The following is a 15705-nucleotide window of genomic DNA, read 5'->3' as shown; positions in this document are numbered from 1 at the left end:
TAAGGTCGGGCCATGGCCAGGCGACCAGCGTCGAAGCGGGACGTCCTCCTGCGAGCCCCGCTTGCCCGGCACGGGCGGCTCGCCCGCCACGGGCTGCGCCACGCCTTCGCCCTGGCCGGCATCGCGCTGGCGGTACTCGTCGTGAGCGCCGTGACGGTGACCGCGGTTGCGCTCTGGGATGTCTCGTCGAGCCTCGAGAAGGGCGTCACCCTGCCCGGCGATGTCACATCGACCCCGGCGCCCGACGTGAACGCCATCGAGGGCGGCGTCAACCTGCTGCTCGTCGGCAGTGACAGCGGAGAGGGAGACCCACGGTTCGGGGAGCGCAGCGAGCATCTGAACGACGTGACGATGCTGCTGCACATCGCCGAGGACCACGCATCCGCCACCGTCGTGAGCTTTCCGCGCGACCTGTTCGTCGAGATCCCCGAATGCCCGCCCGCCCAGAACCGCTCCGGCGGGTACCAGGCGCCGGGCACCGACGGAGGCTTCACCGACAAGATCAACACCGCACTCTCCTACGGCGGCCTCGGCTGCGTCGTGGCCACCGTGCAGAACCTCACCGGCCTCTCCATCCCGTACGCGGCGGAGATCGAGTTCAACGGCGTGATCGCCATGTCGAACGCCGTCGGTGGCGTGCCCGTGTGTGTGGCCGAGAAGATCGAGGACACCCACACCGACCTGGTGCTGGAGCCCGGCCGGCACGTGCTGAAGGGCCTCGAGGCGCTGCAGTTCCTCCGCACCCGCTACGGGCTGGCCACCGGCAGTGACCTCGCCCGCATCGGCAACCAGCAGTCGTTCCTCTCGTCGCTCGTGCGTGTGATCAAGAGCGACGGCACGCTCAACAACCCGATCAAGCTCTACAGTCTCGCGAAGGCGGCGGCGAACAACATGGTGCTCTCGAGCCGCCTGCAAGACCTCGGCACCATTGTCTCGATCGCCGCCGCACTCCGCACCATCCCGTTGGACCGCGTCGCCTTCCTGCAATACCCGGTCGACGAGGTCGACGGCGGTCTCGTGCCCCGCACCGATGACGCCGACATCCTGTTCACCGCGCTGGCGAACGACCAGCCCGTGACGGTGAGCGGCGGGCTGGGGCAGGCCAGCCAGCCGGATGACTCGCCCGAGGAGACACCGACTCCGACGGATGCCGGTCCGTCGCCGACCGACACGCCGGGTGCGATCCCGTCGCCCTCAGGCACGCCCTCCGCGGCGCCCGGGCCGGTCGAGCTTCCCGACACCATTTCGGGCCAGACTGCGGCGGAACGCACCTGTACCAACGGCCGCACCCTCGATGAGCAGTAGCGGTATCCCAGCTCCTTTTCAGATTCTCCTGACAGGCTGACGCGTCTGCCATCGGATAGAATCAGGCCCTGTTCGTTCGCGAACGGGGAGGGCTGTCCGAGCGGCCGATGGAGCCAGTCTTGAAAACTGGTGGGCAGAGATGTCTCGTGGGTTCGAATCCCACGCCCTCCGCCACAGCAACCATGCAGCGAGTCGACAGGGAGGGAGCCGAGTGAGCGATCAGGTCCGCACGCGTACGCGAGCCCGTAAAACGCCCACCTTCGCCCGTCACGGCCGACTTCGCAAGTCCAACCCCTTCACCGCCCTGGCGAAGGTCGCTGCCGCAGCCGTCGCCGTCGTCATGGTCAGCACGGTCTCCGTTGCGGCGATCGCGACCTACGACGTCGCCACCACTGTGAAGCCCGGCGTCACGCTTGAGAACGAAACGGATGGCCCCGCGCCCAAGATCGGCGCGATCCCCGGCGGTGTGAACCTGCTGCTGGTCGGCAGCGACAGCCGCCAGGGCCAGGGCGACGCCTACGGCGACCCCGACGTGGAAACGAGCGTGCTGAACGACGTCACCATGCTCATGCACATCGCCGAGGACCACAGCAGTGCCACGGTCGTCAGCTTCCCCCGCGACATGTTTGTCTCGATCCCCGAGTGCCCCGATCCTTCGGGCGGCACGTTCAGCGCGATGAGCTACCAGAAGATCAACACCACGCTCAGCTACGGCGGCCTTGCCTGCACCGTCAAGACCGTGGAGCAGCTCACGGGCCTCGCCATCCCCTACGCCGCGCTGGTGCAGTTCAACGGTGTCGCCGCCATGTCTCAGGCTGTCGGCGGTGTGCCCGTCTGCATCGCCGAGCCGATCCACGACGACCACACCGACCTCGACCTCCCTGCCGGTGAGCAGGTGCTCCAGGGCAAGGAGGCATTGCAGTTCCTCCGCACCCGGCACGGTGTCGGTGACGGCAGCGACTTGGGTCGCATCAGCAACCAGCAGGTGTTCCTGTCGTCGCTCGTGCGCACGCTCAAGAGCTCGCAGACGCTCAGTGACCCGCTCAAGGTCTACTCGATCGCCAAGGCCGCCGCGAAGAACATGCAGCTCTCCAACAGCCTGAACAGCATCGACACCATGGCCGCGATCGCGATGGCGCTGAAGGACATCCCCCTCGACAAGGTCGTGTTCGTGCAGTACCCCACGGGCGCCGTCGATGGCGGTGTGGCCCCGTCCGAGGAATCGGCCCAGGCGCTCATGGACGACATCAAGAACGACATCGTGCCGGTCCTCGACCCGGGTGACGCCGCATTCCTCTCCGTGCCTGACCCGAGCGAGGCATCCGCTGGCGACAGCACCGACGCCGGCGGCGCGACAGCGGATGGCGGGGCCACGGCCGACCCGTCGGCCGACCCTTCAACGGGCGACGCCACCCCCGCGCCTGAGGCCCTGCCTTCCGACGTGTACGGGCAGACCGCCGGTGAGCACACCTGCTCGGCCGGCCGGCCCGTCGAAGACCAGTAGCGTTTGGGCCTGCCCGCTAGGGGTGGTCGAACGGATGGCCCGGGTGCGGTTATGATGGCTGTCGTGCGTTTGCTTGTCGAGCGCCCGGGAGACGTCGCATAGTTCGGCCTAGTGCACCACCCTGCTAAGGTGGAGTGCCCTTTACAGGGCACCGTGGGTTCAAATCCCACCGTCTCCGCCGTGAAGAGTCCAGCCGTGTAGCGTGTGCTCATGTTTTCTAAGACTTTGGCCTCCGGTGGCACGCTGCGGCCTCTGGAGCCCTGGCGGGCTGAGGAGTTCGCGGCGCATCTCGACCGTGCCCGCGAGCACATCCGCCCCTGGGTGGGGCCGTCCTTCGTGACCACTGATGTGGCGGGTGCCCGTGCCACGCTCGACCGCTACGCCGACCGTGCGGCCCGGACCGGTGCGGGCATCTACGGAATCTGGGACGGTGACGATCTTGTCGGCGGCGTCATGTTCGTCGACTTCTCGGAGGCCACGCGGGCGTTCGCGGTCGGATGCTGGCTCCAGCCGGACGCCGAGGGGAACGGCCACATCACGAGCGCCGTGCGCGAACTGCTCGCGCACGCGTTCGACGAGCGCGGCATGCACAGGGCGGAGTGGCGGTGCCGTGCCGATAACGATCGGAGCTCCGCCGTGGCCCGCCGTCTGGGCATGACGCTCGAGGGCGTGCTCCGAGAGGCGTGGCCGGTCGGCGACGTGTTCCACGACAAGCAGGTGTGGTCCCTGCTGGCCGCCGAGTGGCAGACCGCGTCGACGTCCGTGGGAACAACCGGGCGGTAGGTGGTCGGGCGACGACGCATTAAGCCACGATCGCCAAGCGGCGCACGCGCTCCCGGTATCCTTGGGGCGGCAGACCCGCCCGGATCGAAGGAGATTGATGGCTGCGTCGGAATTCGCTGCTCACCGTGACGCATGGGTGCAGCGGGAAGAACTCGCCGAGAGCCTGATACCTCTCATCGGTCGCCTCTACCGTGATCACGGCGTCGTCACGTCGGTGCACGGTCACCGGCTGATCAACCTGTCAGCCACCGGCGTCATCGCCGTTCACGACCGGGCGCGGGAGCTCGGGCACGCCGAACTGACCCTGCGCCAGAGCGAAGTCGTGCTCCGCGCGCTGGCCGAGATCCAGCCGGCGCCGGCATCAGTCGACATCGCCCGGCTCGCGCTGTCACTCGCCGAGGCCGGCGAGGCGGTGGACGTGCGCGAGCACATCCGCCGGATCCTGAGTGAGCCGACGATGCCGGCATCAACAGCGGGGAGCACCGATGTCGTGCTTTACGGCTTCGGGCGAATCGGGCGGCTCCTCGCCCGCATCCTCATCGGACAGGCCGGCAACGGATACGGGCTTCGCCTTCGGGCGATCGTTGTGCGCCGGGGCTCCGAGAACGACCTTGCCAAGCGCGCGAGCCTGCTGGCGCGTGACTCCGTGCACGGCCCGTTCGCCGGTTCGGTCACCGTCGACGCGGCGAATGACGTGCTCATCGCCAACGGAACGCGCATCCAGGTGATCTACTCCGACGATCCGGCCGGCATCGACTACACCGCCTACGGGATCCACGATGCACTCGTGGTCGACAACACCGGACGGTGGCGCGACGAAGAGGGGCTGTCGCGTCATCTGCTGAGCACGGGCGTGGCCCGCGTTCTGCTGACCGCGCCGGGCAAGAGTCCGCTGAAGAACATCGTGCACGGCATCAACGACGACACGATCACCCCGGACGACCGCATTCTCTCCGCCGCGTCGTGCACGACGAATGCGATCACGCCCGTGCTGAAGGCCATCGATGAAGCGTTCGGCGTCGCGCGCGGGCACGTCGAGACGGTCCACTCCTTCACCAACGACCAGAACCTCACCGACAACTTCCATAAGGGCGACCGCCGCGGCCGATCGGCCGTGCTCAACATGGTCATCACCGAGACCGGTGCCGCGAAGGCCGTCGCCAAGGCGCTGCCCGCCCTCGCCGGCAAGCTCACCGGCTCCAGCATCCGTGTTCCCACCCCCGACGTCTCACTGGCGATCCTCAATCTCACCCTCACGCGTCCCGTGACGAAGGTCGAGGTGAACGACTACCTGCGGCAGGTCTCGCTCCACTCCGAGTTGCGGCAGCAGATCGACTACGTCGAGTCGCCGGAGGTCGTGTCGACGGATTTCGTGGGCTCACACCGCGCCGGGATCGTCGACGGCCTGGCCACCATCGCCGACGACGTGAACCTCATCCTCTACGTCTGGTACGACAACGAGTTCGGGTATTCCAGCCAGGTCGTCCGTGTTCTCGAGCGGATGACCGGAACGCACCCGGTCGTTATCCCGACGCGGGCGCAGCTCACCCACTCCGTGGCAGCCCTCTAGAGTCGCCGCGGGGCGTCCCAGCGCATTCGGGCCCTGCCCTGTTTGGGGGGCCCCGCTCGACTCTGTGCGGCATCGAAATGCTGATCTAATTAGCGAGCGTCAATCAACCTGGCTTCTCAGCAGAAAGCATTCCGTCACCCCATGCATTCATTCCGTTCGCGCGCCCTCGCCGCCGGTGTGGCGGCCAGCACCTTCGCGGTCGCGGCCGCGCTCGTGGCCGCCGCCCCCGCCTTCGCGGCGACGACAGACACCTCCCAGACCTTCTCCGCCAACGGAATCATCCAAACCTGGACCGTCCCGAACGGCATCACGGAGATCTATGTGGACCTGGCCGGCGCCCAGGGCGGCGCGTCCTACGGCGGTGGCGGCGGCGGCGCGGAGCTCACCGGCACGCTCTCCGTCACGCCCGGTGACACACTCAACATCGTCGTCGGCGGCCTGGGCGGCAACGGTGTGCAGTACCAGTCGGGCGCCGGTGGCGGCGGCGGGTCCTTCATCTACACCACGGCGGATCAGAACGGCATCCTCGCCGCGGCCGGCGGTGGCGGTGGCGCGGCGTCGAACAACGGAGCATACGCGGCGAGCACCGGCACCTCCGGCACGGTAGGCGGCGGTGGCGGCGGCGCGGGTGGAACCGGCGGCAGCGGGGGCCAGGGATCCACGGCCAGCGGCGGTGGCGGGCTTCTGAGCAACGGAGGGGGCGGCGCCGGCGGCCGATCCGTCGCCAGCGGCGCTGCTGGTGCCGGATCAGGCGGTTTCGGTGGCGGTGGCGGCGCGGGGTCCTACTCCGGCGGCGGCGGCGGTGGCTACAGCGGTGGTGGCGGCGGTTACTTCAACGGCAGCAACGCCGGCGGCGGTGGCGGCGGCGGATCGTTCTTCGCGGGCGCCCTCACCGGCGCGGTGAACAACCACGGCGGCAACGGCTTCGTCACGATCTATTACCCCTCACGGCTCACCTCCATCTCACCGGCAACCGGTTTGACCGGGGACGCGCTGACGATCGACGGCAGCGGCCTGACCGGCGCGACGGTGACGATCGCGGGAGTCGCGGCGACGGTGACGTCGTCGAGCGACACCCAGCTTGAGGTGACCGTCCCGTCGCAGTCTCCGCTGCCAGCCGGCGCGCAGCGGGTTGACGTGACCACCGCGGGCGGCGTCACGCTTCCCGCCGTCGGCGCTTTCACCTATGAGCCTGCTCCCACGGTGGCCGGCGTGAATCCGGCCTCGATCCCGCAGGGAAGTGCGCCGACCGTCACAATCACCGGCACGCACTTCACCGGCGCGACGGATGTCTACTTCGGCGCAACGCCCGCAACGGCGTTCACCGTGACGTCCGACACGACCATCACGGCCACGGTGCCGTCGAACCTCCCTTCCGGAATCGTGGACACCACCGTCGTCACACCGAACGCCACGAGCGTTACGGGCGCCGCGGACGAGCTGACCGTCGTCCCCTATCCGACGATGACGCTGTCTCCGGGCGCGCTCCCGAGCGCGCAGGTGGGCGTCGCCTTCTCCAGTCAGCTCAGCGCCGGCGGGGGCACCTCCCCGTACACCTACGCGATCACGAGCGGGTCCCTTCCTGATGGCATCACGTTGGACGCGGCATCCGGCGCCCTGACGGGCACGCCGACCGCTGACGGCAGCTTCACGTTCACCATCGAGGCGACCGACCAGTACGGCAACACGATCAGCGCGAACTACTCCGTCGACGTCATGGCGGCCGTGCCGACGATCACCGACCTCAGCCGCGTCAGCGGACCGACAAACGGTGGCACCGACCTCACCATCACGGGAACCGACCTCACCGGGGCGACCGCGGTCATGATCGGCAGCACGCCGGTGAAGAGCTTCACGGTCGTCTCCCCGACGACCATTACGGCCATCACCGACGCGAGCTCTGCGGGCGACTTCACCGTCACGGTGACCACGCCGGGAGGCACGAGCGCCACGTCGCCCGATGTCCACTTCTCCTATGTGGCGGCGCCGACGGTCACCGCCGTCTCCCCGACGAGCGGGGCGGGAATCGGCGGCGCGTCCGTCACGATCACGGGGACGGGCTTTACCGGGGCATTGGCCGTCGACTTCGGCGGTACTCCCGCGCGCTCCTACACGGTGAACTCGGACACCTCGATCACAGCGGTGGCACCGACCTCGTCAACCGGAACGGTCCACGTGACGGTCACCACGGCGGGCGGTGTCAGCACCACGAGTGCCGCCGACCAGTTCACCTTTGAGGCGCCGGCGACCGCGGTCCCCCCGACAGTGCCGACGCACGACCAGCTCGCACACACGGGCGCCGACATCGGCACGCCGCTCTCCCTCGCTGGGGGCCTGCTCCTGGCCGGCTTGATCACCGCTGCCCTCGCGCTCGTCGCCCGCCGTCGACGAGACGCCCGGTAACAGCATCCTGAGACGTCCCGCCGCACCGAACGTGCGGCGGGACGTTTCCGTTTGGTGAAGCGGATGCCTCACGCGCATCCGCTGGTTGACTATGCCCGCGGCTGCCCGAACCAGCGCGTGAGAGCGTCGCTGAGTGCCTCGCTGCTGCCCGGATCGACCCACGCCACGTGGCCGTCGGGCCGGATGAGCACAGCCGTCGGAGTGTCGATGTCCCCGAGGACCGGCAGCTCCCACGCGCCGGCGTACCGCACGTCGACGGCGCGCACCCGGTCGGCCCAGCGCGAGATGTCGATGGGCCCCGAACCGGCGAAGCGGAGCAGCAGCGGCCTGGCCTCGTGCAGGAGCGCGTAGACCCGCGTCGGCCCGGCTGGGGTGTCAAGGTCCAGGTCCGGCATCCGTCGACCAAGAAGCGGATGCCCGTCGCCCAGGTCGTAGGCGATGTCCAGGCCGTGAATGAGCGCGGCGACCTGCCTTTTCGCTGCGTCAGTGGTCATGACGTCGTCGATGATTCCGGTCAGCGCCGTCGTGCGGGGATCCGCGCGCTGCAGGACCGTCTGCGCCATGGAGAGCTGGAGCGCGCGGGCCGCGGCCGGGTGCCGTTCCGCGTGGTAGCTGTCCAGCAGCGCCTCCGGTGCGACGCCGGTGACCACCTGGGCGAGCTTCCACCCGAGGTTCACGGCGTCCTGGATGCCCAGCCCGATTCCCTGGCCACCGGCGGGGTAGTGGATGTGCGCGGCGTCGCCCGCGAGGAGGACGCGCTCGCTCCGGTACGTCGCGGCCTGCCGGGTGGCGTCGCTGAACCGCGAGATCGACGTGGGGTTGCGCACCCCGAAGTCGGTGCCGTAGACGGCGATGAGCGCCGCGCTGAGATCGGCGAGGGTGGGTTCGGTGGCCGGCCCGATCTGCGGTTCCGTCGTGACGACCCGATAGGTGTGGCCGTCCTCCATCAGATGGAGTGCATGGATGCCTGTCTCGTTCTGGACGAAGCCCGCTGGCGGCTCCGCGGCCACCTCGACCTCCGCGATGAGGTTGCTGCGCGTCGCATCCCACCCCGGGAACTCGATGCCGGCTGCCTTCCGCACCAAGCTTCGACCGCCATCCGCTCCGACGACGTAGACTGCGCGCATGCTCTCGCCGTCACGGAACAGGACCTCGACGCCGCCATCGTCCTGGACGAGGCCGGTCACCTCGCGACCGTGCTCGACCCGCACCCCGAGCTGTTCGATCCAGCCCGCGACGATCGGCTCGATGCGGTTCTGCCACAGGGCCAGCCCATACGGATGCCGGGTCGGAAAGTCGCTGATGTCCAGCACGGCCGTGCCGAACCTCGCTGTCTGCGCGATCTGCCCTTCTTCGAGAAACCGGTCGGCGATCCCGCGCTGGTCGAGGATCTCGATCGTGCGCGAGTGGAAGCCGCCCGCGCGGGAGCCGACCAGCTCGGAGGTCGCCCGCCGCTCCACCACCACCACGTCGACGCCCGCCAACGCCAGTTCGCCCGCCAGCATCATCCCGGTCGGGCCGCCGCCCACAACGATCACATCAGCCATAGCCGTCCCCTTCGTTCACCCGACGGGACAGCGTAGGCCCTGCGAGGGGGCTTGCGGCAAGGCACCCTCGCCCCGTTATCCTGAAAATGCAGGTGCAGGTGCAGGTGCAGGTGCAGGTGCAGGTGCAGGTGCAGGTGCAGGTGCAGGTGAGCGCCCCTGTCGCGAATGCAGGACGCATCGGGTCGATGTCACCGAAAGCAGGACGGACTCGATCTTTTGCGGGCATCCTTCCTGTGGTCGCGACATCGGGACGTTGGCACGGCCTCTGGGCATGGCATGATCGGGACATGACCGAGCGCCTCATGCTCCTCGACGCCGCATCGCTGTACTTCCGCGCGTTCTACGGTGTCCCCGACACGGTCCGCGCGCCGAACGGCACACCCGTCAACGCCGTGCGGGGCTTCCTCGACATCATCGCCAGGCTCGTCACGGAGTTTCGCCCCACGCATCTCGTCGCCTGCTGGGACGACGACTGGCGGCCGCAGTGGCGGGTCGACCTCATCCCGAGCTACAAAGCACACCGGGTGGCCGCCACGACCGCGGGCACCGACGTCGAGGAGACGCCGGACCTCCTCGACGCCCAGATCCCCGTGATCCGGGAGACCCTCCACGCCCTGGGCATCTGCATCCTCGGCGCCCCCGACCACGAAGCGGATGACGTGGTCGGCTCCCTGGCCCGCCAGGCCGACGTGCCCGTGGACATCGTCACCGGCGACCGCGACCTGTTCCAGCTCGTCGACGACGCCCGCGGCGCACGCGTCATCTACACCGCGCGCGGCATGAGCAAGCTGGAACTCGTCACCGACGAGGTCGTGCGGTCGAAGTACGGCATCGACCCCGGCCAATACGCTGATTTCGCGGTGATGCGCGGCGACGCATCCGATGGCCTGCCCGGTGTGGCGGGCGTCGGCGAGAAGACGGCGGCCAACCTGCTGCGCGAATACGGCGACCTCGCCGGCATTGTCGCGGCGGCGGGCGACAGCAGCATCCCGATGTCGGCGTCGCTCCGGCTCAAGATCAAGGCAGCGGATGCCTACCTCGCGGTCGCGCCGAAGGTCGTCGAGGTCGTTCCCGACCTCGGTTTCCTGCCGTTCGACGCGCGCATCCGCCCGCTCGCGGCCGAACAACGCGCCGCCATGGAGCGGCTCACGGAGCAGTGGGGGCTCGGCGGCTCGGCGAAGCGCGTCATGGAAGCGCTGGACCAGGCGGCCGGCTGAACGCACCCGAAGCATCCGCTGTGGGGTCCCTCCGAAGCCTCCGCCGCGCACTGTAAGCCGCCCGAATAGCCGAGTATGTTGGGCCGGGTACGGGCCCTGCGGGCCGCCAGAAACGAGGAGGATGCAATGCTGCTTGACGGAAAAACCGTGATCGTCACCGGAGGCAACAGCGGCATCGGCGAGGCCATCGTGTACGCCGCCGCGAAGGAGGGCGCGAACGTCGTCATCGACTACGTGGTCCACCCCGACGAGGCGCAGCACATCGTCGACAAGATCACCTCCGACGGCGGTCACGCGGTGAGCGTCAAGGCAGACGTCAGCAAGGTCGCCGACCTCCAGGTCATGATCGACAAGGCCGTCGACGAATTCGGCCGCCTCGACGTGCTCGTGAACAACGCCGGCATCGAGACCCGCACCTCGGTGCTCGACACCACCGAGGACGACTACGACAAGGTCATGGACATCAACATGAAGAGCGCGTTCTTCGGCACCCAGCTCGCCGCCAAGCAATTCATCAAGCAGGGCGATGGGGGAGTGGTGCTGAACATCTCCTCGGTGCACGAGGACTGGCCGATGCCCGGCAACACGCCGTACTGCGTGTCCAAGGGCGGCATGCGGATGCTGGCGCGCACCGCTGGCGTGGAGCTCGGCCCCAAGGGCATCAGGGTTCTGAACGTCGGGCCGGGAGCCGTCGCGACCCCCATCAACGATTCCACCCTCGGCGACCCCGAGAAGAAGAAGGCGCTGAACGAGTCCATCCCGGTGGGTTACGTGGCCCAGCCCGAGGAGATCGCTAACGTAGTAGTGTTCCTCGCCTCCGGCAAGGGCGGCTACGTCACGTCGACCACGGTCTTCGTCGACGGCGGCATCATGCAGGGAAGCGTCGGCCTCTAACCGGCGCAGACAGGAGGGGCGGCAGGGCATGGTGATCCGCCGCCTCCCCGCCGGGTCCTTCGCGTTCGTCATGGCCAGCGGGATCGTCTCGACCGCGCTCGCCGTCGTCGGATGGACCGTCCCCTCGACCGTGCTGCTGGTCATCTCGGTCATCGCGTTGGTCGTCCTCGGTGCGCTGACCGTGGCCAGGGTTGTGCTCAGGCGAGCGGATGTCATGGAGGAGGCCCGCAATCCCGGGCGCGCTTTCGGGTTCTTCACCATCGTCGCGGCCCTGAACGTCGTGGGACTCCGCGTGTACTCGCCCGACGCCCCCGGCATCACCATCGCCCTGGCGGTGCTCAGCGTTCCGCTCTGGCTGCTCTGCAGCTACGGCGTGCCCGCCAACCTCATGCTCCGCCCCCGCACCGACCCGGTGGCGTCCGACATCGACGGCAGCTGGTTCCTCTGGGTGGTCGGCACGCAGTCCCTCGCCACGGTCACCGCAGTCTTCGCCGCCGATCCCGGCAACGAGGAGCTCGCGGCTCCCGCGGTGGCGCTGTGGGGCATCGGCGTGCTGCTGTACCTCATGCTCGCGACGCTGGTCACCCTCCGGCTCCTGACCGTGCCGAGCCGGCCCGACAACTTCAACCCGTCGTACTGGATCTACATGGGCGCCACCGCGATCACGGTACTGGCGGGCTCCACCATCGTCGTGCTGCCGGCGGACATCCCCGTCGTGCGAGCCACGGCATCCGTTGTCTCGGGCCTCACCTACCTGCTCTGGGCGTTCGGGGTGTGGTGGGTGCCGCTTCTCGTGATCTTCGGACTCTGGCGGCACGTCGTGCACAAGGTGCGCATGCGGTACGAGGCCGGGCTCTGGAGCATCGTCTTCCCGCTCGGCATGTACTCGGTGGCGAGCACGCATTTCGGCCTCGCCGCCCACCTGCCGTTGCTGGTGACGATCGGCGAGATCGACGCGGGGGTCGCGGGCGTCGCCTGGCTGGCGGCGGCGGTCGCCATGGTGGCCGCGGGCGTGGGTCGGCTGCGTCACGGGGCGCCGGGCAGAATGGTGTCATGACGAACGCCTCCCGCTCCAGCTACGCTCCGCAGGTCTTCCGGCCGTCGGAACTGCCGTCGAAGGATCGTGGGGCGGGGGCGAAGACCACGCCGCTGGTCACTGCGGCGCGGGGCGCAACGAGCTACCTCAACGGCATCACCCAGTTCGAACCGGGGGCTGCGATCGGCCATCACACCCACAATGTCGCCGAGTCGGTCATTGTCATCCGAGGCAATGCCGTCGTCGACATCAATGGGGTCGAAACGGCGCTGTCCACGTTCGACACGACCTTCGTGCCGGCCAATATCCCACACCACTTCGCGAATGCCTCCGACGCGGAGCCGATGGCGATCTTCTGGACGTACGGCTCCCTCGACTCCACACGCACCATGGTGTCCACGGGCGAGCACGGCCGCATCGACAGCGAGCACGCGGGCGCGGGCGACGAGGTGCGGGTCGTGCGTGAAATCGCGCAACTGGAGATCAAGCCGGGGCACGAAGACGCGTTCGAGGCGGCCGTCGCGGAGGCGATCCCGCTCTTCCAGCAGGCCACGGGAGCCCGCACGTTCGCGTTGGAGAGGTCTGAGGAGTTCCCGCAGCGTTACCGACTCATTGTCGGGTGGGAGACGGTCGAGAACCACCTGATCGATTTCCGCGGATCCGAGCAGTTCCAGGCGTGGCGTGCGCTCGTCGGGGAGCACTTCGCGTCGCCGCCCGCAGTGGAGCATGTGCGGAACGTGCTCACCGGCTTCTAGCCTGAGGGGTTCGGCCCAAGCGGGCGGCGTCGAGGCCGACGCCGCCCGGGTGATCACGCCGTTGGGGCGAGGCCGAGCTGCTGCAAAATGCCGAGCTGGTCGCTGCTGCCCCAGCGCTCCACCACGAGCCCGTTGTCGAAGCGGCTGATCTGCACTCCGCGCACCGAGACCGACTTTCCGGTCGCGTCATTGCCGAGGAAGGGGCCCCGTTGGGTTCCCGTCATCGTGTAGGCGATGGCGACGTCGGTGTCGTTGGCGACGAGCCGCTCGACTTCGATGTGCAGATCGGGGAATGCCGTGGTCATCTGCGTGAAGAGGTCCTTGTAGCCCTGGGGCCCGGGAGCCTGCCCGGGCGCCGGGTCGTGGTCGACGGATGCGGGCGCGACAACGTCGTCGAAGAGGTCGAAATTGCGGGTGTTGATGGCCTCCCCGAACTTCTGCTGGGCGGCGATGTTGTTTTCCTGGGTCATCACGTTCCTTTCGTTGGGTTCATCCCCAACGTAGGCGCCGATGCCCCGGCCGCTTTCAGACGGGGTGAACTGTCTGCGAAGTCCCAGCTGCACGCGACTGAGGAAATGTCAGTGGTTGCTGGTTGACTACGGCCATGACAATCATTGATGATCCGCCGGAGGTCCCGGCGTTCGACTCGTGGGGGCCGACGAACGCCGATGAACCGTTCGTCGAGGCGCTGCCCGAAGGGTATGCGGACCGTCTCGACCTGTTCCTCGACGACGTGTCGCAAGACGATGCGGTGATGGCGATGCAGGCTGCACGCCTCGCCCGGTCCGTGGAGCACGCCAGGTCGTGGGCCGTCGTGTCCGACGACTTCGTCCGGCGTGACGCCCCGCTGACTCCGCGCGAGCGAGAGGCGTGGGTGCTCCGCGCGTTCGCGACGGAGATCGCCACCCGGCTGCACCTTTCGCTTTCCGCGGCCGAGCGCCTCATCGCCGAGAGCGAGGCGCTGGTGCGCCATCTCCCCGCGACGTTGGAGGCGGTGGAGTCCGCCCGCATCAGTTACCGCCACGCTCAGGTGATCATCGACCAGGCGCAGACCCTGCCGAGGGAAGCCTGGGCCGAGTACGAGGAGGCGGTGCTGGACGACGCTGCCGAGTTCTCCGTGCCGCACTTCCGACGCCGTGCTGTGCGGGCGCGGGAGAGGATGCACCCCGAATCGATCGTGCAGCGCACCCGGGAGGCCACCGCCAAGCGGCGATTCGGGTTCGAGGCGGATGCCGACGGGATGGCCTGGCTGCACCTCTTGGCCCCTGCCGCGCGGGCGTCCGCTGCCTTCGACCGGGTGGACCGTATCGCCCGCAGTCTGCAGGGGGCGCGTGAATCCCGCACCTTGGAGCAGCTGCGGGCGGATGTCGCCACGGTGCTCCTGATCGACGGCAAGCCAGACGAAGCCGCGGAAGACGACCCGAAGGCGGCAGAAGGCGGGAAGAGGAAGAAGAGCGTGTGGGGCATCCGTCCGACCGTCTTCGTCACGGTCCCGGTCATGACGCTGCTGGGCAAGAGCGACGAGCCGGCCGTTCTCGACGGGTACGGTCCGATCGACCCGGAGACGGCCCGCGACCTCGCTGCGCACGCGCCGTCGTTCATCCGACTGCTCACTCATACTGAGACGGGCGTCATACTCTCGATGGGAAAGACGCGGTACAAGGTGCCGAAAGACCTGCGCCTCTGGTTGCAGAAGCGCGATGCCGACTGCCGCTCCCCGTGGTGCGATCACAGCGCATTCCGTAGCGATATCGACCACACTGAGGATTGGGCCAAGGGCGGGGCAACGGATGCCGTCAATCTCGCATGCTTGTGCGACTTCTGCCATCGCATGAAACACCTGACCACATGGACTGTGACGCAGGGCGAGCATGGAGTGCTCGAGTGGACGTCGCCGACCGGGCGAAAACACATCACCCATCCCGCAGTGGACCTGCCGACGTCCGCGACGGCACCGGCACAGCCGGTGGACCCGGACGCACCGCCGCCGTTCTGAGAAGCATTACAGCATGGGTGCGGGCGGGCACTCCCAGGGGAAGCGCCCGCCCGATGTCGCCTGAGCGAGACTAGATTCGCGATACCTTGCGTCGTGCTGCCATCAGCAGCGCGAGTCCCAGGAGCGGGAACAGGGCAACAAGCGCGATCAGTGGCGACACCGTCACGCCCGTGCTCGCGAGCCAGCCGGCTGGCATGAGGCCAACCTGGCTGCCCTGGGCGGCCGGCTCGATCCAGCTCGCGTTCGTCACCGTGAGCGACGGCACCGCCGGGGTGCCATCGACGGTCAGGACCGCGCCTCCAGACGCCGCTACGGCAGAGTCGCCGTCGGCAGTGCCATTCGACTCGATGCCGGTTGCGATGTCACCGGCGGCGCCCACTGTGGTGCCTTCTGCTCCTGTGGTCACCTCGCCGTTCACTCCCACCGCGACGGCCGTGCCATCGACTGTGCCATCGACTGTGCCGTCGTCGACTGTCGTCGCGGTCTCACCGTTCACACTGACAACCGATTCGGTGCCCAGCGGCGCGGCGAAGATACGAAGTGACCGAGCGAACGGAAGCGCGCTCTGCGTGAGTGATGAGTCAACGTCGACGGTTGTCGTGTCGTCGGCCGCCGTGGCCGGCGCCGCGTCCGAGGAACGTGTCGTCGACGTGTCGCCCAGAAGGCTGATGGCGTTGCCCTCGACGCTTACCGGG

12 protein-coding genes, 2 tRNA genes and 1 pseudogene are annotated in these 15705 nt (G+C 68.4%); 12 read left to right on the top strand and 3 right to left on the bottom strand.

Going from position 1 to position 15705, the window contains the following annotated elements:
• Positions 1-12: 12 nt before the first annotated feature.
• The 7 genes from EEJ31_RS13055 to EEJ31_RS14030 all read left to right on the top strand — a co-directional run bounded on the left by EEJ31_RS13055 (position 13) and on the right by EEJ31_RS14030 (position 7565).
• The gene (locus tag EEJ31_RS13055) at positions 13-1305 is read left to right on the top strand and encodes an LCP family protein (RefSeq protein WP_123046725.1); all 1293 of its coding nucleotides are present in this window, start codon (positions 13-15) and stop codon (positions 1303-1305) included.
• A gap of 86 nt (positions 1306-1391) precedes the next feature.
• A tRNA-Ser gene (locus tag EEJ31_RS13050) sits at positions 1392-1479 on the top strand.
• 37 nt (positions 1480-1516) lie between these two features.
• A complete protein-coding gene (locus EEJ31_RS13045) occupies positions 1517-2809 on the top strand; it encodes an LCP family protein (protein WP_233563897.1) in 1293 nt (430 codons plus the stop codon).
• 87 nt (positions 2810-2896) lie between these two features.
• Positions 2897-2987: transfer RNA gene (locus EEJ31_RS13040), tRNA-Ser, on the top strand.
• 32 nt (positions 2988-3019) lie between these two features.
• A complete protein-coding gene (locus tag EEJ31_RS13035; protein ID WP_123046748.1) occupies positions 3020-3592 on the top strand; it encodes a GNAT family N-acetyltransferase in 573 nt (190 codons plus the stop codon).
• 97 nt (positions 3593-3689) lie between these two features.
• On the top strand, positions 3690-5162 hold the full coding sequence (locus EEJ31_RS13030; protein WP_123046723.1) for a glyceraldehyde-3-phosphate dehydrogenase: 1473 nt from the start codon (positions 3690-3692) through the stop codon (positions 5160-5162).
• Positions 5163-5303: 141 nt separating this feature from the next.
• The gene (locus EEJ31_RS14030; protein ID WP_199727357.1) at positions 5304-7565 is read left to right on the top strand and encodes an IPT/TIG domain-containing protein; all 2262 of its coding nucleotides are present in this window, start codon (positions 5304-5306) and stop codon (positions 7563-7565) included.
• Positions 7566-7654: 89 nt separating this feature from the next.
• Here EEJ31_RS14030 and EEJ31_RS13015 read toward each other — a convergent pair whose 3' ends face one another.
• A complete protein-coding gene (locus EEJ31_RS13015; protein WP_199727356.1) occupies positions 7655-9112 on the bottom strand; it encodes an FAD-dependent monooxygenase in 1458 nt (485 codons plus the stop codon).
• Positions 9113-9399: 287 nt separating this feature from the next.
• On the opposite strand from EEJ31_RS13015, the gene EEJ31_RS13010 reads away from it, so the two are divergent.
• The 4 genes from EEJ31_RS13010 (at position 9400) to EEJ31_RS14185 (ending at position 13014) form a co-directional block, all read left to right on the top strand.
• On the top strand, positions 9400-10329 hold the full coding sequence (locus tag EEJ31_RS13010; protein WP_123046721.1) for a 5'-3' exonuclease: 930 nt from the start codon (positions 9400-9402) through the stop codon (positions 10327-10329).
• 126 nt (positions 10330-10455) lie between these two features.
• Complete coding sequence (locus tag EEJ31_RS13005; protein WP_123046720.1) at positions 10456-11223, top strand: glucose 1-dehydrogenase; 768 nt, start codon at positions 10456-10458, stop codon at positions 11221-11223.
• 28 nt (positions 11224-11251) lie between these two features.
• Complete coding sequence (locus EEJ31_RS13000) at positions 11252-12280, top strand: tellurite resistance/C4-dicarboxylate transporter family protein (protein ID WP_123046719.1); 1029 nt, start codon at positions 11252-11254, stop codon at positions 12278-12280.
• Positions 12277-13014 (top strand): cupin domain-containing protein, encoded by a 738-nt coding sequence (locus EEJ31_RS14185; protein WP_233563896.1) that lies wholly within the window; start codon positions 12277-12279, stop codon positions 13012-13014. The genes EEJ31_RS13000 and EEJ31_RS14185 overlap by 4 nt, the downstream gene beginning before the upstream one ends.
• A gap of 53 nt (positions 13015-13067) precedes the next feature.
• Here EEJ31_RS14185 and EEJ31_RS12990 read toward each other — a convergent pair whose 3' ends face one another.
• Entirely contained in the window at positions 13068-13484 is a 417-nt protein-coding gene (locus EEJ31_RS12990; RefSeq protein WP_123046718.1) for an ester cyclase, read from the bottom strand.
• Between the two features lie 134 nt (positions 13485-13618).
• Here EEJ31_RS12990 and EEJ31_RS12985 point away from each other — a divergent pair, with 134 nt between their 5' ends.
• Complete coding sequence (locus EEJ31_RS12985; protein WP_123046717.1) at positions 13619-15010, top strand: DUF222 domain-containing protein; 1392 nt, start codon at positions 13619-13621, stop codon at positions 15008-15010.
• Positions 15011-15080: 70 nt separating this feature from the next.
• Here EEJ31_RS12985 and EEJ31_RS13925 read toward each other — a convergent pair.
• A pseudogene (locus EEJ31_RS13925) lies at positions 15081-15705 on the bottom strand (hypothetical protein); the annotation flags it as partial.

It is taken from the genome of Cryobacterium tepidiphilum (assembly GCF_003716325.1).
GTDB lineage: Bacteria > Actinomycetota > Actinomycetes > Actinomycetales > Microbacteriaceae > Cryobacterium > Cryobacterium tepidiphilum.
This window is presented reverse-complemented; position numbering and strand designations above follow the sequence as displayed.

Bases quoted from the DNA above. Each gene is read 5' to 3' on its own strand.
- EEJ31_RS13055 (WP_123046725.1), top strand. From the start codon at position 13: ATGGCCAGGCGACCAGCGTCGAAGCGGGACGTCCTCCTGCGAGCCCCG.
- EEJ31_RS13035 (WP_123046748.1), top strand. From the start codon at position 3,020: ATGTTTTCTAAGACTTTGGCCTCCGGTGGCACGCTGCGGCCTCTGGAG.
- EEJ31_RS13030 (WP_123046723.1), top strand. From the start codon at position 3,690: ATGGCTGCGTCGGAATTCGCTGCTCACCGTGACGCATGGGTGCAGCGG.
- EEJ31_RS14030 (WP_199727357.1), top strand. From the start codon at position 5,304: ATGCATTCATTCCGTTCGCGCGCCCTCGCCGCCGGTGTGGCGGCCAGC.
- EEJ31_RS13015 (WP_199727356.1), bottom strand. From the start codon at position 9,112: ATGGCTGATGTGATCGTTGTGGGCGGCGGCCCGACCGGGATGATGCTG.
- EEJ31_RS13010 (WP_123046721.1), top strand. From the start codon at position 9,400: ATGACCGAGCGCCTCATGCTCCTCGACGCCGCATCGCTGTACTTCCGC.
- EEJ31_RS13005 (WP_123046720.1), top strand. From the start codon at position 10,456: ATGCTGCTTGACGGAAAAACCGTGATCGTCACCGGAGGCAACAGCGGC.
- EEJ31_RS13000 (WP_123046719.1), top strand. From the start codon at position 11,252: ATGGTGATCCGCCGCCTCCCCGCCGGGTCCTTCGCGTTCGTCATGGCC.
- EEJ31_RS14185 (WP_233563896.1), top strand. From the start codon at position 12,277: ATGACGAACGCCTCCCGCTCCAGCTACGCTCCGCAGGTCTTCCGGCCG.
- EEJ31_RS12990 (WP_123046718.1), bottom strand. From the start codon at position 13,484: ATGACCCAGGAAAACAACATCGCCGCCCAGCAGAAGTTCGGGGAGGCC.
- EEJ31_RS12985 (WP_123046717.1), top strand. From the start codon at position 13,619: ATGACAATCATTGATGATCCGCCGGAGGTCCCGGCGTTCGACTCGTGG.